General features: G+C 73.4%; 13 protein-coding genes. 3 read left to right on the top strand and 10 right to left on the bottom strand.

Annotated elements, in window-relative coordinates; all coding sequences use genetic code 11:
• Positions 1-66 precede the first annotated feature (66 nt).
• Positions 67-1,743 carry a serine/threonine-protein kinase gene (locus FHX37_RS14015; RefSeq protein ID WP_141924322.1) on the top strand — a complete coding sequence of 559 codons (1,677 nt, stop codon included), beginning with the start codon at positions 67-69 and terminating at the stop codon, positions 1,741-1,743.
• Between the two features lie 57 nt (positions 1,744-1,800).
• Here the strand turns inward: FHX37_RS14015 and FHX37_RS14020 are convergent, their stop codons facing one another.
• The 7 genes from FHX37_RS14020 to FHX37_RS14050 form a co-directional block, all read right to left on the bottom strand.
• Positions 1,801-2,319, bottom strand: coding sequence for a M50 family metallopeptidase (locus FHX37_RS14020; protein ID WP_170181586.1), 519 nt, complete (start codon positions 2,317-2,319; stop codon positions 1,801-1,803).
• Entirely contained in the window at positions 2,312-3,763 is a 1,452-nt protein-coding gene (locus FHX37_RS14025; protein WP_141924324.1) for a hypothetical protein, read from the bottom strand. Before FHX37_RS14025 ends, FHX37_RS14020 begins: the two co-directional genes overlap by 8 nt.
• Positions 3,760-4,020, bottom strand: a complete 261-nt coding sequence (locus FHX37_RS14030) for a hypothetical protein (protein WP_141924325.1) — start codon at positions 4,018-4,020, stop codon at positions 3,760-3,762. Before FHX37_RS14030 ends, FHX37_RS14025 begins: the two co-directional genes overlap by 4 nt.
• The gene (locus FHX37_RS14035) at positions 4,017-4,811 is read right to left on the bottom strand and encodes an ABC transporter ATP-binding protein (protein ID WP_141924326.1); all 795 of its coding nucleotides are present in this window, start codon (positions 4,809-4,811) and stop codon (positions 4,017-4,019) included. The genes FHX37_RS14030 and FHX37_RS14035 overlap by 4 nt, the downstream gene beginning before the upstream one ends.
• 42 nt (positions 4,812-4,853) lie before the next feature.
• Positions 4,854-5,156: a hypothetical protein gene (locus tag FHX37_RS14040; RefSeq protein WP_141924327.1), complete on the bottom strand. Its 303-nt coding sequence runs from the start codon at positions 5,154-5,156 to the stop codon at positions 4,854-4,856.
• A gap of 139 nt (positions 5,157-5,295) precedes the next feature.
• The gene (locus tag FHX37_RS14045) at positions 5,296-5,844 is read right to left on the bottom strand and encodes an RNA polymerase sigma factor (RefSeq protein ID WP_141924328.1); all 549 of its coding nucleotides are present in this window, start codon (positions 5,842-5,844) and stop codon (positions 5,296-5,298) included.
• Between the two features lie 544 nt (positions 5,845-6,388).
• Positions 6,389-7,042, bottom strand: a complete 654-nt coding sequence (locus tag FHX37_RS14050) for an aggregation-promoting factor C-terminal-like domain-containing protein (RefSeq protein ID WP_141924329.1) — start codon at positions 7,040-7,042, stop codon at positions 6,389-6,391.
• A gap of 403 nt (positions 7,043-7,445) precedes the next feature.
• Here FHX37_RS14050 and FHX37_RS14055 point away from each other — a divergent pair, with 403 nt between their 5' ends.
• Together FHX37_RS14055 and FHX37_RS14060 are read left to right on the top strand one after the other, a co-directional pair.
• Entirely contained in the window at positions 7,446-12,941 is a 5,496-nt protein-coding gene (locus tag FHX37_RS14055; protein ID WP_141924330.1) for an SCO7613 C-terminal domain-containing membrane protein, read from the top strand.
• 250 nt (positions 12,942-13,191) lie between these two features.
• The gene (locus FHX37_RS14060) at positions 13,192-14,148 is read left to right on the top strand and encodes a GDSL-type esterase/lipase family protein (protein WP_141924331.1); all 957 of its coding nucleotides are present in this window, start codon (positions 13,192-13,194) and stop codon (positions 14,146-14,148) included.
• A 22-nt stretch (positions 14,149-14,170) separates the two neighbouring features.
• Here FHX37_RS14060 and FHX37_RS14065 read toward each other — a convergent pair whose 3' ends face one another.
• The 3 genes from FHX37_RS14065 to FHX37_RS14075 form a co-directional block, all read right to left on the bottom strand.
• Positions 14,171-15,724 (bottom strand): alkaline phosphatase D family protein, encoded by a 1,554-nt coding sequence (locus FHX37_RS14065; RefSeq protein WP_141924332.1) that lies wholly within the window; start codon positions 15,722-15,724, stop codon positions 14,171-14,173.
• A 130-nt stretch (positions 15,725-15,854) separates the two neighbouring features.
• Entirely contained in the window at positions 15,855-17,117 is a 1,263-nt protein-coding gene (locus FHX37_RS14070; protein WP_141925259.1) for a PhoH family protein, read from the bottom strand.
• Positions 17,118-17,449: 332 nt separating this feature from the next.
• A complete protein-coding gene (locus FHX37_RS14075; RefSeq protein WP_141924333.1) occupies positions 17,450-18,211 on the bottom strand; it encodes an isoprenyl transferase in 762 nt (253 codons plus the stop codon).
• Positions 18,212-18,282: the final 71 nt, after the last annotated feature.

Here is an 18,282-nt window from a genome sequence, read left to right on the forward strand (position 1 = left end):
TTCCGGTCCAGGATCCACCGACCCCTTGTGGAGCTGTGCCTCCCCCCGACCCGAAAGGCCACCGAGATGACGTCCAGTTCGGACACCCGCGTCGTTTCCGGCCGGTACCAGCTGCACCGTGAACTCGGCCGTGGCGGCATGGGGATCGTCTGGCAGGCGTGGGACCCGGAGCTGGAACGCGACGTCGCCATCAAAGAGGTCCTGGTCCCGGAGGAGCTCTCCGACGAGGAACGTGAGGAGATGCACTCCCGCACCCGGCGCGAGGCCCGTTCCGCCGCCCGGCTCACCCACCCGTCGATCATCACCATCCACGACGTGTTCGACTTCGACGGCCACCCGTGGATCGTGATGGAGCTGGTCACCGGACGCGCGCTGGACCGGATCCTCAAGGAGGACGGCCCGCTGCCGCCGGAGCGCCTCTCCACGGTGGCCTCGGCGCTGGTGGGGGCGTTGTCGCTCGCGCACTCCAAGGGCGTGATCCACCGGGACATCAAACCGGGCAACGTCATGATCTCCCAGGACGACCGGGTGCTCCTCACCGACTTCGGCATCGCCACCATCGACGGCGAGACCGCCATCACCCGCACCGGGTCGCTCATCGGCTCCCCCGAGTACATGGCGCCGGAGCGGCTGGAGCAGGAGAACTCCGAGGCCCCCTCGGACATGTGGAGCCTGGGCGCGACGCTGTACGCCGCCTGTGAGGGGCAGTCGCCGTTCAAACGCGAGACCGTCACGGCGGCGATCTCGGCGGTGCTGTCCGCGCCCGTGCCGCAGCCGCAGCGGGCCGGGGCCCTCACCCCGGTCCTGATGGGGATGCTGGAGCGCGACACCAACCGGCGGCTCGGGGCGGCGCGGGCCAGCCAGATGCTGGCGGCCGGCACCCCCACGGTCGGCCAGGCCCCGCCCACCGGCCCCACCGCCGCCATGGGCACCCCGCCGGGAGGGTCGGCACCGCCGGGGCAGCCGCCGGGCCCCTACCCGGGGCCGTACGGTCCGCCTCCCACCGGGCCGACCGCGGCGCAGCCACCGCAGTACGCCCCGCCGTCGGGACCGCAGGTGCCGCCCACCCACCAGAACGGCGGCGCCCCGCCGCCCAACAGCGGCCCGCAGCCCAGCGGCGGGGGCTCGTCCCGGCCCACCGGCCGGGGCGGGAAGCGCACACTCCTCGTCACCGCGGCCGCCGCCGCGGCGCTGCTGCTGCTCGCGGGCGCCGGGGTGGTGTGGTTCACGACCCGGCCGCTGGACGCGGAGTACCAGCTACTGGTCAGCGACGAGTTCTCGGTGGAGTACCCGACGGACTGGCGCACCGAGCAGAACGAGGACAGCGACAGCAGCTGGCGGGTGTCGCACAACGACAGCAAGGAGGAGACCTACTTCTACGTGTCGTGGTACACCCCGGAGGACGACACGACCGATCCGGAGCGTCTCCTGGAGAACGAGACCGAGCCCTCGGCCAAGAAGGACTACTCCCAGTACACACGCGAGCGGCTGGAGACGGTGGACGACCAGTACTACCCCGACGCGTGGAACGTCGCGGAGTGGTCCTACGAGTACGTCGACAAGGACGAGTTCGACGAGCACCCGGAGCGGTTCGTCACCCGCATGCAGATCAACCCGGGCGGGGACGAGGAGGAGCAGTACTGGATACGCTGGAACCTGCCGCGGGAGAAGCGCTCGGACTACCAGAACATCATCGAGCACACCCAGCACTCGCTGCGCCCCTACGTGGACGGGACGATGTAGCACCGGCCGGGTCAGCGGCGGGGAACGCGCGCGGCGGGCCCCGTCCCCGCCCTGGTGTCACCGGGTGAGCGCGCGCAGCAGGGTGCGGGTGTCGCCCACCGGGAACAGCAACGAGACCGGGTGGCCGAGGGCGACGATCCCGGTCCACACCACCGCGGCCGCCGGAACACCGCCCGCGGCCGCCCCGAGGGCCGTTCCCAGCGTCCACACCACCGCGGGGGCGAGGGGACCCGCCAGCACCACGGCGACCTCACGCCGGGTGTCAGCGAGGGGAGGCCGACACACGCCCGCCCCGGTGGCGTCCACGCGGAACACCGCGGGGGTCGCGGGCGCGAGCACACGGAGGGCGGCGACGTGGCCCGCCTCGTGTACGAGGACACTGGCCAGCAACAGCAGCAGCGAAACCGTCAGCACGGTCGGCAGGAGCCATCCGAGCAGCGCCGACACGGCGGCCAGCGCCCCCGCCGGTAGCCACACCGGTGCGGTAGCGGTGAGCAGAGCACGCGCGGTACTCCCGAGAGCCGCGCCCGGCCGCGGGGACAGCACCACGGCCGCCGTCATCCTGGCCCTAGACATGCTGGGGAGCGGTGCGTACGGCCCGTGCCACGGCGACATAGCAGCCGAACAGCAGCGCGCCCCCGGCCAGCGCCGTGAGCGCTCCGCCGACGTCCGCCTGCCGCCCCAGCCACACGGTCGCGGCGTACAGCGCCGAGGCCGTGGCGATGGACAGGCCCACGCTCAGCGGCTGTTCGGCGTTGTAGGGCACCACCACGCCGGCGACCATCGCCGCCGCCCACGCCGGAAGCGCCTGGGCGACCACCGCCGGCGCGCCCTCCCACGGAAGTAACCCCGTTCCCGCCGCGGCAGCCACGCCGGGGAGTGTGAGGAGTGTCGCCAGCGCCAGGGTGACCGCCGCCTTCGGGACCACCCACGCCAGGGGGCGCGCCAGCAGGTGGGTGGTGATCCAGTGGGTGGGCCGCGTGTGACCGTAGGACTGCACGCACGCCAGGAAGTACGGCACGAACACCACGGACACCAGCAGCGACAGGTACTCGTAACGGGTCACCCACCACAGCCCCAGGAACGCGACGACGGCCACCGAGGTGAACAGCACCGCCGCCGCGTACTGCGGCGCGCGTACGAGCACCACCAGCTCGAACCAGGCTCGCGCGGCCGACTGGCCGCCGGGTACTCCGAACCCGGTGAGGAAGCGGGACGGCCGCGCCGCGGGCTCCTCGGGCAGGCGTGCCGCGCCCGCGAGGAACACCGCCAACGCCCCGACGCACCACACCACCAGCAGGACCCACCCCAGCACGCTGCCGGCGGCGGCGCCGGCGAGCGCCCGGTGGGGCAACCACCCCGCATCGAGGCGGGACAGTTCCAGAAGCGAGGGCGAGAGCGCCACCGCCAGCCCCGTCACCGCCGCACCGGTCAGCGCGTGGTGCTGGGGCACCCGCATGCCCTGCAGCGCGAGCACCACCACGGCGAACACCAGCGCCAGCAGGGGCAGCAGCCCTGTGACGAGCAGCAGTGCCGCGAGGACGACGAACACCACGGGAGAACCCGAGGCGTCCGCGAGAAGCACCACCGCCGGACCGGTCACCGTGGCAGTCAGTACCAGGGCGAGCACCAGCGGAGGCACTGCTCCGGTCACCGCCGTGACCACCCGCGGCACCGGCAGCAGCTGCAACAGGTCGGCGAGGTGGGAACGGCGCGGGGTGACGAGCTGGAACAGCACCGTCGCCGCTCCGGCCACCGCCCACACCAGACCGGCCATCGTGTGGCGCAGCTGGGCCAGTACCGGGGAGGGGACGCTTTCCGGACCCAGCCGGGGGAGCGCCGTGGCTATGGCGACGCTTCCCGCGGTCGCCGCGAGCAGGGCCGCTCCCGCGCCCAGGGTGAGTGTCCGGGGGGAGATCCCCATGGAGCGGGTGGAGTCGCGTACCCACAGCCGCACCGACATCGCCGTCGCGTGCGCCGCCGCGCGTCCCGCCGGCGGGGCGGTTCGCCGCGTCCTCATCGGCGCGCGCCGCGGAGCACACCGACGACCAGGCCGGTCACCATACCGACCGCGACGACGCCGGCGATCCCGAGGAAGTTCGGCTGGAGCACGAAGAAGAAACCGTCGTCGGCGGAGTCGATACCGCCGCGCCACAGTCCCGGAACCGCGTACACGCTCTCCTGGGACATCCCGATCCCGAAGGTGACAACCCCCAGTACGATCGCGACCAGAACAGCGGCGACAGCGCCGGCCATGGTCGAGCGTACAGCCGTCAATGTCTCTCATCCCCTTCTCGCAAGACCGCGGTGAGGGCGTCGGCGCGGCGCGCCTGCTCGCCCTCCCGGTCGGTGGCCGCCAGGAACACGTCCTCGAGGGTCGCCGCCCCGTGGTCCTGCCGTAGCTGGTACGGCTCGCCCTGCGCCGCGATGGAGCCGGAGTGCAGGATGGTGACCCGGTGGCAGTCCCGCTGGGCGCGCAGCATGTCGTGGGTGGCCAGCAGTACGGCTCCGCCGCTGTCGGCGTAGGAGCCGACGAGGCGGCGCAGGGTCACCGCGGCCTCCGGGTCCAGGCCCCGGAACGGTTCGTCCAGTACCAGCAGCGGGGGGCGGTGCATGGTGGCCGCCACCACCTGGAGTTTGCGCTTCATCCCGTGGGAGTACTCGTGGATCTGGCGATCCAGCTCGCCGGCGAGTCCGAACGCCTCGGCCAGCTCCCGTGCCGACCGGGCGTCGTCCCGGCCCCGCATGCGGTCGTGGAACCGCAGGTACTCGCCACCGGTGAGCGAGGCGGGGAGCGGCAGGTCGTCGGGGGCCATTCCGAGCAGGGCGCGCGACACCTTGTCGTGCACCGGCACCCCCGCGATCACTGCCGCTCCCGCGTCCGCGGCGAGCAGTCCGGTCACGAGATGGAGGCAGGTGGTCTTCCCGGAGCCGTTGGGACCCAACAGACCGTGGACCTCTCCCTCCGCCACGGTGAATGACACCGTGTCGAGGACCGTGCGGCGCCCGAACCGCTTGGTGAGGCCGCCCGCGCTCAGTACGGGCCCCTGTCCGAGGTCAGCTTCCATCCCCGCCTTCCTCTCGCGACTACCGGACCACCGTGGACGTTCCTACTGGGTGCACTTGAATCGCAGTTCGACGTTGGTGGGGTTCCACGAGGCGCTCATACCGCCGTCGAACGAGCCGCCTCGGGAGACGCAGTAGGCGTAGGCCCAGGCCAGAACGCCGCCCGCGGCTGTGATGACCGCGACCGCGACGACGACGTAGATCCACACGGCCTGGTCTCGCCGTTCGTGGAGGGCCTGGGCGAGGTGGCCGGCCGGGCGGGCGGGAGCCATCGCCAGCAGGCTGGCAGCGGTGTCCACCACTGCCGTGGCGCGGTTCCCGGTGTCGGCGCCGGTATCCACTACCATAGGGGGACCTTTCCGTTTCGTTCGTTCATTCTCGGAACCGAAGGGCGGCGCGGATATCGCGTCGTGGGGGCTGGCTGGGACGAGTCAGTCCCCACATCCGCGTTTCCTTCACAGGGGGAACGCCGTGGCTGCCGTGTTTTTATGACACAGACTCGGGATTTTTCGAAATTCCTGCCGTGACCACGGAATACAGCAGATTCAGTCCCCGGTCCCGCGACCGGGCCACCGTTCCCCAGTGGACTCCCAGCACCCGCGCCGCCGCCGCGAGTTCCATCCCGCAGAGGTCGACGAGGAACACCGACTGGGCCTGACGCAGCGGGAGCCTGTGCAACAGCCACTGGGCCTGCCACGTCGCCTCGGCTTCCCTGATGGGTAGTACGGGGACCTCGGGCATCTCGTCCACGACCCTGACGGGGGCCGCGCGCAGGTGGTCGTAGGCGACGGTGGTCACGCACCGCAAGGCGTAGGCACGAGGAGCGGGGTGGCTCGTGAGCCGGTGCGCGTGGGTGAGGAGTTTCAGGCAGGCGTCGTGCACCACGTCCTCGTGCCTGCGTGGCACCAGGACCGCCGCCTTCCGGTACATGTGGGGGAGGAGGGAGACGACCAGCTCGTGGGGGTGGGCCGGGTCGTGCGCGCCCGCTGGTGCGCGGTGACCACCCTGGTCGTTCCCGTTCGGAGGGTGGGGCATTCGACTTCTCGCTCTCGTTCAGGTGGGGGATGGCACGTTTGCCACAAGGAGAGCCATGAGTCGCACCGTACTCCCCGCTCACAACGAGGAAAATACTTCTTTGTAAAGCGAATGCGGAAACATTCGGGGAAAACACGGGAAATGGCGTTTACGATCCGGTACGGAACCAGGCACCCGGAGAAAACATCGCCGCGGAACGCGGCGGGATCGGACTCGAACGGGTGACGCGTCCGCAGCGTGCCCTCGGGCACCGGCACCGCCCGTCGGTGCGTGCCCCAAAGAAACCGGGGCGCTGCCCCTGCCCGGAGACGCGGTCAACCGCGAAACCGGGCGGGGGCGAAGGTGAGGCCGTGTGTGCTGGCGCGGCGCCGTCCACCGGTGGCGCCAGGGCCTGTTGTGTGGACGCTGTGCGCCGCGAGCGGCGCGTCCGGTGCCGCCTGGCACGGCCAGGAGGGAGGGCGGAGCGGCCCCTCCGCCGACCGACGAGAACGCGGCCAGGCGGCACCGGGGCGACGCGCAGCGGGACAGGCGTCACCGAACAGGCCTAGTAGTGGCCGTTGCTGTCGGAGAACGACTTGGCGTCGCAAGGGGACTCGTAGCGGTCGTCGATGTAGCCCAGTCCCCACTCGATCTGGGTGGCGGGGTTGGTCTTCCAGTCGGAGCCCGCACTGGCCATCTTGTTGCCCGGCAGGGCCTGCGGGATGCCGTAGGCGCCCGAGCTGGGGTTCTCCGCCGAGGGATCCCAACCGCTCTCCCGCTCCCACAACGCGTCCAGGCAGGAGAACTGGTCCTGTCCCCACCCGTAGTCGCCGAGCTTGGACTGCGCGATCTCCTTGGGGGAACCGTCGGGGACGGAACCGCCGCTGTCCCCCTCGTCGGTCTCCTCCTCTTCCTCCTCTTCCTTCTCCTTCTCGGTGGTGGCCCCCGCGCCGCTGGCCAGAGCGGCGCTGCTGGCCTCATCCAGCTTCTTCTCGGCCTTGTCGCGCTGTTCGGCGAGTTCCTCCTGGGAGGGTTCGTCGACGTCCGCGAAGAAGTTCTTGCCGGTGTCGGCGGCGCGGTCCGGTGTCATCGCCGAGACGGCCTGGTCCGGTTCGCCGCCCGCGTCCGCGAATGCGGACACCGCGAACGTGGCACCGGCGACCACCGCTGCCGAGCCGACCGCTGTGGCGACCCGCAGCGAGATCCGGTTGAGTAGCAAGAATCGCCCTTTCGTCTATCGCGATGGACGGTCGCGCGCGGCCGGCTACATGTCTCCGCGACAGCCACGACTCAGGGGAGATCACGCCTTCCGGCGCGTTTCGGCTTCCGGCCGCCCAGCACTGCGTGACCGCAGGGGTCGCGGGCGTGGCGTCGCTCCCGGCACGCGCTTCCAGGGGTTCCATCCGGAGCGGGAACTACTGTGCCGCATTACGGCTGCTCCGCAATTCGTATTCAATCATGTCATAAATCACATCACGCCGTGTGTCGCGCGAACGGCCGCGCTGCCAGGGCTTACCACGCGCGGTAGCGGCGCGGGTTCCCGCGTCTGGCGACACGTACCCGGACGTTCTGAGTACACGTGATCAGGCCGAGCGTACGGGACCCGTGGCACCATCGCGGCCATGAGCATCCCCTGCCCGTTCACCGCGTGTCCGGACTGCGCCGCGCGGACCGACGAGGGCGACACCACCTGCCCCGAGTGCCACCTACCACTGTCCACGAGCGCCGCCACGCGGCTCGCGGAGGTGCGCGACGAACTCGACCGGTTGGCGCGGCGGCGCCGCCTCCTGGAGGAGGAGCAGGAGGAGCTCATCTCCCGGCTGCGTGCGCTGCGTGAGACGCGCGCGGCCCGCCATCCACAACCGGAGTCGTCAGCCGCGGCCCCGCCACCGCAACCGGAGCCGGAGCCCGCACCGGCACCCGTGGTCGCCGCCCCCGCTTCCGGAGAGCACGCGCCGCGACCGGAACCGTCCCCCCAACCGTCCGCGCCGCGCCCCAAACGGCCGCGACGCGAGATCTCCCTCCCCTCGGCCCAGAACGTCCTGCTCGGACTGGGCGGGCTCCTCATCGCCGTCGCCGCCACCGTGTTCACCGTCGTCACCTGGAGCGAACTCGGCCTCGCGCCCCGGGCGCTCATCCTGGCCGGCTTCACCACCGCGGCCGGGTACACGACGGTGCCGCTGCTGCGCGCGGGCATGCGTGCCACCGCGGAGACGTTCGGGGTGCTGGCCGCGGCCCTGCTCGCGCTGACCACCACGGCGCTGGGCATGCTCGCCCTGGGAGCTGGGCCGGTGGCGGGTACCGGCACGTCGGACCTCGGGGTGTCGGCCCCCCGCCTCTGGACGGCCACCGCCGGCACCGCCGTGATCGTCGCCGCTCTCGCGTACTTCCCCCGCCTCGTCCCGTTGCGCGGCCCGCACGTCATCGCCGTGGTCCTGGCACAGCTGGTCGCGCCGCTGGCCGCCATGGCGCTGGTCACCGGGAGCGGCGCCACGTGGCCCGTGGTACTGACCGCGCTCGCGGTCACCTCCCTGGGCGACCTCGCCCTGTACCGTCGCGTGACCCGCCTGCGGAGCCGGTGGCGCGGCCAGCTCGGCACACTGGTCTGGACACTGGGTGCAGCCTGCTGGTGCCCCGCCGTGCTGCCGGCGGTCCCCGTCACCGTCGGGTTCGTGTCACTTCCCGTGCTCCTGGCGGGGGCCTGGCCGGCCGGCGCCGGCGGGGCCGCAACGGCGGTGGTCGTCGGAGGGACCCTCGCCACGGCCGGGGGCGCCGCCGCCTGGGCGGCCCGGACCACCCCCTCCCCCGCCTGGCGGAGGTCCCTCGTGGCCCTGGCTACCGCCGCCGGAACCACCACCCTCCCCACGACCCTCACCGGGTTGTACGACGCGGACGCCGCTCCGCTCTGGGCCCTGGTAGCCAGCATGAGCGTCTCGGCCGCCGCGGCGTGCGGGCTCTCCGGGTCGTTGCCGCGGCACGGGGACCGCGCGGCGTCCGGGATCACCGCCGGTGCGGCGCTCGCGTTCGGCGCCGTCCCCTCGGTGTTCATGCTGGCCGGGGAGCTGCCCGCTCTCACCGCCCGTCTCGCCGCGCCGTGGACCGGCGCTGGCGCCGGGGCTCCGACACCCGCCACCGAGCTGACCCCCCGCCTGGTGCTGCTGCTCCTGGTACAGACCGCCGGTTGGGGGCTCCTCGCTCGGACGCTGCGCCGGCGGTGGGCCGCGGTCGCCGCGTTGTGCCTCGCCAGCACGACCGCGCTCGCCCTCTCCCGCGCGGGCCTCCTCGCCGCCCACCCGTGGGTGGGGGTGACCGGTGCCGCGCTGGCGTTGCTCGCGGCCGCCGCCGTGGCGGCCCGCGGCACGGGGCCGGCCGGTCGGGTCACGCACGCGTGGCTGGGGAACGCGCCGCTGGCGCTGGCCGGCGTCGCGGGATCGCTGGGGCTGACCTACGCGCTGTCCAGCCCGCGTGCGACCGTCGTCACCGCGGGGGTGCTGCTGCTCGCCGCGGCGGCGGTCGCCGGACTGCGCACCAACCGCCCGGTCGCGGCGGCCACCGCCGCCAGCGGCGCTCTCCTGCTCACCGGGGAGGTGGCCGCGCTCCTGCTGTGGCTCTCCGCGCCCGTGGCCGTCTGGGTCGCTGCCATGCTGGCCGTGGCTGCCGGCGCGGTGGCGACCGCCTCCGCCGTGACAGCACTCGCCGCTCCCGAACCGCCCCTCCCCGCCCGCCAGGACCAGGTGCGCGCTCTGGACGCGGCCGTGGCCGCTCCCCTGGCGGGAACGCTCGTCGCGGCCGGCACGGCCGGTGCCGGGGTGTTCACCCTGGCGGCGGCCCTGGTGGTGTTTCCCGTGCTGGTGGTCGCCACGCACCATCCCAGCCTCGCTCCCCCCGTGCGGGTCGGGGCGTTCGCCGTGGCAGCGCTGTCGGCGACGGTGGCGGCCGCGGGAACGCTGCCGCTGCTGGCACACGCCACCGTGGACCACCTGCGCCACCTCGCGGCCCCCTGGCAAGAGCACGCGGTCGCACCGCTCGTCGCCGACCAACCGGACGGTCCGCGCACCGCCGCCGCCCTGCTGCTGGCAGTACCGCTGGTCGCGGCCGGAGCCGTCCTGGAGGGACGGCGGGTCGGGATTCCCGCCAGCATCGTCGGCTGCGTGAGTGCGGCCCTCATCGGAGCCGTCTGGCTCCCCCATCCCGCCACGATCGCCGTCCTGACCGCGACCGCCGTCGCCGCGCTCGCCGCCGCCTCCGTTGCCGAGCTAGGCTCGGACCGGCCGATCGTGGGCTCGGGCATCACCGTGTTCGCCAAACGGGCGGTCGCGGGCCGCCGCGGCGCTGTCACCGGCATCGTCACGGCCGCGACGGTGGCCGTCCTGGCGGTGGCCGCCGCCCTGAGCGGGCCGGTCGCCACCATCACGGTGCTCGGGGCGCTGACGGTGGCGAGTGCCGGGGCAGCGGTGGCCCGGCCCGGCCCCAGAACCACCGCCGCGGGCGCGTCGGCGACCGTGGCGTGCGCGTCCGGGGTGACCGTGGCGTCGTTCGTCCACGCGGGCGCGCCGCTTCCCGCGTTCGTGGGAGCACTGCTCACCGTGGCCGCGCTCGCCGTCGGTGCCGCGGCAGCGCTCGCGCACGCCGGGAGACGGCCGGAACAGGTCACCGCGCTGGACGGCGCGTCCGTGATCCCCGCGGCCCTGGCGCTCGGGTTCGCCGCCGCCTGGGGGCGGGACCTGTTCGCGCTCGCCGCCGCCGTCTCCGCCGTGCTGGTGCTGACCGTGGCCACCCGTACGGCCGGGAGGCACACCCGGTGGTGGCTGCTCGGTGGTGCCGCAGCCGTGGCGGGAAGCGCCCTGACCGCCCTCGCCGACCGGCTCGCCGCGGTGGTGACCGGGCCGGTGCCGGTACTGGCGGCCCCGTGGCAGCACGGGGGCACCCCGCGCGTGCTGCCCACGCTCCTCACCGACGCGTCCCTGCCGCTGCTGCTGCCGGCGTGCGGCACCGCCGTGGCGGCCCTCGCGTGGTGCGCCGCCATGGTCGACGGCACCAGCGGCCAGGGGCAGCGGCTGTTCTCCTGGGGCTGCTCCGCCGCCGGGGTGCTGGTTCCGGTGGCGCTGGTCAACCTCGACACCGGCTACGGGGCGGCGCTCGGCGCCCTGGTGGTGACCTCCGGGCTGCTGTTCGCCGGCGCCTCCGCCGCTTCGGGAACCGGGGCGTACGCCCTGGTGGCGACCGGGACGCTCACCACCGCCCTCGCCTCCGGGTGGTCTGCCGCCACGCCCACGGCGACCCTGCTGGTGCTGGTGTCGCTGACCGTGCTGGCCGCCGTCCCCGCGGGGGCCGTACGGGGCCACACCCCCGCCGGGGTCGCGCGTGTCCTGGCCTACCTGGCGGGGGTGGGAGCCGGGCTGGTGACGCTGTCCTGCTACGGCGCCCTGCTGCACGCCGGTTTCGCGCCGGACCCGCGCTGGCACCCGTTCACGGGGCTGGCGACGGCGGCGCTCATCGCGGGACTGGTGCGGCTGCGCGCGCTGTCGGACCGCCCCGCCCAGCGCGGCGGACTCGTCACGGCTGGCGTCACGCTGCTGCTGGTGAGCTCGTTCGCCGCGCCGGGGGAACCCGGCCTCGGCGGCCTGGTCGCGGCGGTGTGCGGACTGCTGCTGCTGACGTTCGCCCGCGCGCTCCCGACGTGGCCGCGCTGGCTGGCCACGGGCGCGGCGGCGCTGGTGGCGGCGGGCGCGCTGGCCTACGTGCTCGTCCCGTTGGTGTCACTGCTGCTGGCTCCCTACACGTGGGTGGGCGCCGTCTGGCAGCCCGCCGGCTGGGACGCGGTGACGCGTCCCGCCACCGTGGCCCTCGGCCCGGCGGGGGCCGGCGGTTCCCCGGTGGTTCTCCCCCCGGCGGGGCTGCTGCCGACCGTGGCCACGGTGGCGGCCACCGTGCTGCTGGGGGTGCGCGTGTGGGCGCGTTCGTGGTTGCCGCGCGCCGCCGCGGTGCTGGCCGTGCCGGTGCTGGTGCCGTTCCCGCTGGCCGTGCGGATCGGTGACGCGGGTGATCCCGGCGTGGCCGGGCTGCCGTACCCGGCCGCGCTGGCGGGGGTGCTGCTGGTCGCCGCCCTCCTGACGGTGCTCGGCGCCCGCAGCGGGAACAGTCGGCTCGCCGCCGTGTGCGGCGGCGCTGCGCTGTCGCCACTGACCCTGGCCGCGGCCTGGGGATTGACGACACCGCCGGCGACCCTGGTGACACTGGCCGCCGCCACGGTGCTCGCGGCCGTCGCCGCGGCGCTGGCGCGCACGGTCGTGTTCACGGCGGGTGCGACGGCCAGCGCGGTGCTGGCGGCCGGCGGGTTCGCGCTGGCCGCGCCGCTGGCGCTGGGCCAGCCGGCCGCGGTGGCGGCACTCGCGCCGCTCGTCGTGGTTGCGGGTGTCACCGCGGTGCTGGGCGGGGTGCGGCTGCAGCGGCGGGTGACGCTTCCCGCGGAGGTCGCCGCCGGGGTACTGGCGGTGGTCGCGATCGTGCTGACGCTGGCCGGATCGGCCCGGTTGGAGCTCACCAGTGCGGCACTCGCTGCGGCGGGCGTGATCGCGTTGGCCAACGCGCCCCGTCCGGGCCGGTGGTGGCTCGGTGCGGTCGGGCCGGTCCTGCTGCTGGGGGCGCTCTGGCTGTTCCTCGGGTGGATGCGGGTGAGCGCGCCCGAGCCCTACACCACGGTTCCGGCGCTGGCGGCACTGGCGGCGGGATGGGAACTGCGGCGCCGCCGCCCGGACACCGGAACCTGGGTCAGCTACGGCGCGCCATTGGCGCTGCTGCTCGCGCCCGGACTGGTGGCGGCCCTCCTCGGTGACGGCACCCTGTGGCGGGTGGCGCTGCTGGGCACCACCGGGCTGGTGGTGACCCTGGTGGGGGCGTGGCGGCGGTTGCAGGCCCCGCTGCTGGTCGGGGCGGTCTCCCTGTTGCCGCTCGCCGCCAAGACCCCCGGACCGCCGCTGTGGGACATGGTGCTGGCGCTGCCGAACTGGATACCGCTCGGGGCCGTCGGGGTGCTGCTCGTGTACGCGGGCGCGCGTTACGAACGCCACATCCGCCGCCTGCGCGCACTCGGACAGCGGATACGCGAGATGGAGTAGCACGGGCCCGACCGCGCTGGGGACGCCCAGGACCTGTCCGCGTCGGCACGCGGCACCCCGCGGGGAATGGCACCGGCGGCGCGCCGCGTTGCGGGTACGGTTACCGTCGTGGCCGGAACCGGGACGGCTCTTGCCGGGCGGAAACCCGCTCCGTCCCGTCGGCCCCGTGCCGCGTCCGGCTCCCGCCCCGGGAGCACGCGAACGGCGGCGCCGAGCATCCGGCCACCGTCCTCACCGTGGAGGTTGCACCGTGCCCACGCGTCGCGGCCGTGTGCCGCGTCTCCTCACCCCGCCGCTCGCCGCGGCGCTGCTGTGCGTACTCGCGCACACCCCCGTGCTGGCGGACACGGCCCCCCGGTCCGCCGCGTACCGGATCATGCCGGCCGGGGACTCCATCACCCAGGGCGCACGCGGCGACTACACGTGGCGGTACCACCTGTGGCGCCACCTGGCCCCGGAGGAACCCCGGGTGGACTTCGTCGGCCCGTACCGGAAGGTGGCCGACACCTCCGCCGGCTCCGAGAAGCACGAGGTATCGCCCGAGTCCGACTCCGGCTACCGCGACCCGGACTTCGACCAGGACCACAACGCGATCTGGGGACGGACCCTCGCCGACGCGCGCACCACGATCCGGCGCGACGTCCGCGAGCACAGCCCCGACCTCATCCTGGTGCTGCTGGGCATCAACGACCTGGTGCAGCCGGACGCGTCCCCCGAGCGCGTCGAGGAGGAGCTGCGGGCCTACCTGACCGACGCCCGCGCCGCCCGCCCCGGAGTGGGGTTCGCGCTGGCGCGACTGACCCCCAGCCTGATGGGAGAGGAGGACCCCCGGTTCGCGCGGGACTTCGCGGAGGTCAACCGGCGCATCGGCACGGTCGCGCGCGACATGGCCACCGTGTCCTCGCCCATCGCCGTCGTCGACATCGCCGCGGCGACCGGGTACACGGCCCGGCGTGACACCAGCGACGGGACGCATCCCAACAGGCAGGGGCAGGTGAAGATCGCCGCCGCGTTCGCCGAGACCCTCGCCGAGGAGTTCTCCCTCGGCGGGCGGTACCCGCGCCCGTTCACCGTGACCGACTCCGGCGGCGGGGAGGGCGGCTCCGCCACGCCGGGCTGGCCGCTCACTCTGGGGGTGGCGGCCAGCGTGGTGGCCCTGGCCGGGGTGCTGGCGCTGCGCCGCCACCGGATGGAACGGCGAAGCTAGGCTCTGTTCGGCGGGCGCCGGTTCATCCGGTGCCGGCCCCCGGCCTCAGGGTGCGGCTCCAGAGCGCGTCGCCGTTGCCGTCGCGCAGGTGGACGGTGAGCTCCTTGCTGGCACGGTCGATCTCCACCTCACCGAAGTGCTGCCCGCCCTCCATGGGTGAGGCGTTCTGGCGCGGCGGTCCGTGGGCGAACACCTGCCGCGGCCCGAACGTGGGGTCGAGTTCGGAAGGGCCGAACCCGCCGGCGTGCAGCGGGCCGGACACGAACTCCCAGAACGGGGAGAAGTCGGGGATGCTCGCGCGGTCCGGCGAGTAGTGGTGCGCGGCGGTGTAGTGCACGTCGGCGGTGAGCCAGACGACGTCGGACACACCGCGGCGGTGCAGCCCGCGCAGCACCGCGGCCAGTTCCGGCTCCCTGCCGCGCGGCCGGCCCGGCAGGCCGTTGGCGACCGCCTCCACGTCGTCGCCGTCCGGCACCACCAGTCCCAGCGGCATGTCGGAGGCGACGACCTTCCACGTGGCGGTGGAGGCGGCCAGCGCCGACACCAGCCATTCCGCCTGCGCGGTGCCGAGGATGCTGCGGGACGGTGCCGTACCGTCCGCGTTGGCGTCCCGGTAGGGGCGCATGTCGATGACGAACACGTCCAGGTCCGGCCCGTAGGAGATGGCGCGGTAGATCCGGCCGTCCACCGTCTCGGCGGGGACGATGGGTTGCCACTCGTGGAACGCCCGGTGCGCGCGGGACGCCAGCACGTCCACGTCGCGCTGGGTGTAGCCGCTGTCCGGTGGGAGGGTCTCGCCCGGGTACCAGTTGTTGACGACCTCGTGGTCGTCCCACTGCACGATCTGCGGGACCCGGGCGGCGAAGTCGCGCAGCGGGTCGTCCAGTAGGTTGTAGGCGAACTGGCCGCGGAACTGGTCCAGGGTCTCGGCGGGGGCGGCCTTCGCCTCGGTGACGACGTTGCGCCACACCCGCCCGTCGGGAAGTGTGACGCTTTCCCGCAGCGGAGCGTCCGAGTAGCACACGTCGCCGCTGTGCAGGAAGAAGTCGGGGTCGCGGTCGGCCATCGCGGTGAAGATCGGCATGCCGCCGAGGTCGGGGTTGCTGCCCCAGCCCTGCCCGGCGACGTCGCCCGACCACAGGAAGCGGATCGTGTCGTTGTCCCCGCCGGCCGTGCGGAACGTGCCGTGGGTGGCGGCGCTCGTGTACCGGCCCGACTCGGCGCGTACCCGCAGGTGCACCCGCTGGCCCGGGTCGAGCCCGGTGATCCGCACCCGGCCGGTGCCGTCGCTGTCCGGGGTGAGCTGCGGCCCCCGTACCGTGCGCGGGTCGGTGAAGTCGGGGGTGTCGCTGACCTCCACCACCATTCGGGCGGGCCGGTCCGCCCGGGTCCAGACGACGGCGCCGTCCGGGCGGGGGTCGCCGAGCTGGATCCCGTGGGTCAGCGTCGGACGGTTGTTGCCCTGCGCGAGGACGGGGGCGCCGCTGACGCCGCCGAGCGCGGCGGCGCCGAGGCCGACGGCGCCGTGCCGCAGCAGGCCGCGGCGGGACGGGGGGCGGGGGCGGAAGCTGGGCATGGTCGCGTTCTCCTCGTCTCCGGTATCCGGGACGGACCCGGTTGTACCGGGTGGCGGTGGCTCGCGGCCGAACCCGCGGTGGCGTGGGGATGAACCACCACCCGGGTTCATCCCCACAGCGCCCGGGAGGTCACTCCTCCAGCATCTCGGTCACGAGCGCGGCGATGGGTGAGCGTTCCGACCGGGTCAGGGTGACGTGGGCGAACAGCGGGTGGCCCTTGAGTTTCTCGATGACGGCGGCCACCCCGTCGTGGCGCCCCACCCGCAGGTTGTCGCGCTGGGCGACGTCGTGGGTGAGCACCACCCGGGAGTTCTCCCCCAGTCGGGACAGCACGGTCAGCAGCACCCCGCGTTCCAGCGACTGCGCCTCGTCCACGATCACGAAGGAGTCGTGCAGGGAGCGGCCCCGGATGTGGGTCAGCGGCAGCACCTCCAGCAGCTCCCGGTCCATGACCTCGTCGATGACCTCCTGGCTGGTGACGGCGGACAGGGTGTCGTGCACCGCCTGCGACCAGGGCGACATCTTCTCGTACTCGCTGCCGGGCAGGTAGCCCAGGTCCTCACCGCCCACGGCGTGCAGGGGACGGAACACGACCACCTTGCGGTGCTCCTCGCGTTCCAGTACCGCTTCCAGGCCGGCGCACAGTGCCAGTGCCGACTTCCCGGTACCGGCCCGGCCGCCCAGGGACACGATGCCGACCTCGGGGTCGGTGAGGAGGTCGATGGCGACGCGCTGTTCGGCGCTGCGCCCGTGCAGCCCGAAAACGTCCCGGTCCCCCTTGACGACCTTCACCGACTTGTCCGGCAGTACCCGCCCCAGGGCCTTGCCGCGCTCCGACAGCAACGCCAACCCGGTGTGGCACGGGAAGTCCCGCGCCGCCTCGATGTCGGCGCTGGCGCACCGGAAGAGCTCCGACACCTCGTGGGCGGGCACGTCGAGTTCGGCCATGCCCGTCCACCCGTGCTCGATCGCGAGTTCCGCGCGGTACTCCTCCGCCGCCACGCCGATGGAGGACGCCTTGATCCGCATCGGGAGGTCCTTGCTGACGAGGACGACCTCCTCGTGGGACCGGAGGTTTCCGGCGACGGTCAGGATGCGGGTGTCGTTGTCGCCGAGCCGGAACCCCGCCGGCAGGACGGAGTCGTCACTGTGGTTGAGCTCCACCCGCAGTGTTCCGCCCTGGTCGTTGACCGGGACGTCGGTGTCCAGCCCGCCGTGCGCCAGCCGCAGGTCGTCCAGCCGGCGCAACGCTTCCCGGGCGAAATAGCCCAGTTCCGGATGGTGGCGCTTGTTTTCCAGCTCGGTAATCACAACGATGGGCAGAACCACCGCGTGCTCGGCGAAACGGGTCATCGACACGGGATCGGCCAACAGCACGCTGGTGTCGAGCACGTAGGTGCGCCGCTCCCCCGTCCCAACCGAGGAGACAGGGTTTTTCGGGTCGCGACGGTACGTCGAGGAACTAGCCACGCGTTCTCCCCTCGGGCGCCGCCGGGGCGCCCGGTTCGCACGGGATACCAGGGTCCGGGACCGGCCCCGCGAGGGCCGGTCCCGGCCCTTCTCGCGCGAAGTTCCGTCAATAGGACCTCACAGCTCGGGGCCTCCCGAGTGACCGGCGCACAACCGGCCACTGGGACCGACAGTACTCGTATCGCCGGAAAGAGCAAGGGTCATGCGTGGGATGGCGCGTTAACAGCCGTCGACGAAAGGCGTGTAACGGGAGGTCAGGAGCCGAAGCGGCGGTTGCGCGCCCCGTAGGAACGCAACGCGCGCAGGAAGTCCACCCTGCGGAAGGCGGGCCAGAAGACCTCGCAGAAGTAGAACTCCGAGTGGGCGCTCTGCCACAGCAGGAACCCGGACAGGCGCTGCTCCCCCGACGTGCGGATGAGCAGGTCCGGGTCGGGTTGGCCGCGCGTGTAGAGGTGCCGGGAGATGTCGTCCAGGTCCAGCCGCTGGGCCAGTTCCTCGATGGTGGTGCCGTTGGCCGCCTCGGCGTACAGCAGGGACCGCACCGCGTCGGCGATCTCGCGCCGGCCGCCGTAACCCACCGCGGCGTTCACCACCAACCCGGAGCCGTCGGAGGTGGTCTCCTCGGCCTCCTTCATCACCCGGGCGGTGGACTCGGGCAGGGTATCCAGGGCGCCGACCGGGTTGACGTTCCACCCCTCCTCGCACAGCCGCCCCACGGTGGTCTCGATGATCCCCAGCAGGGGTTCGACCTCCTCGCGGGCGCGCATCAGGTTGTCGGTGGACAGCAGCCACAGGGTGACCACGTGCACCCCGACCTCGTCGCACCAGTGCAGGAAGTCGAAGATCTTGTCGGCTCCGGCCTGGTGGCCCTGCTGGACGTCCTTGTGGCCGCTACTGCGGGACCAGCGGCGGTTCCCGTCCAGGATGACCCCGACGTGCCGAGGGGTATCGTAACCGCCGAGTTCGCGCTCCAGCCGGCGTTCGTACAGCCAGTAGAGGGGATTGCGCAACCCCATGAGACGTCACCTTTCGCCGCCGTGGTGCGGAGGGGGATAACCGGGTCCCGTACCCCGCTCCGCGGCCCGGT

This window comes from Haloactinospora alba, from assembly GCF_006717075.1.
Taxonomy (GTDB): domain Bacteria; phylum Actinomycetota; class Actinomycetes; order Streptosporangiales; family Streptosporangiaceae; genus Haloactinospora; species Haloactinospora alba.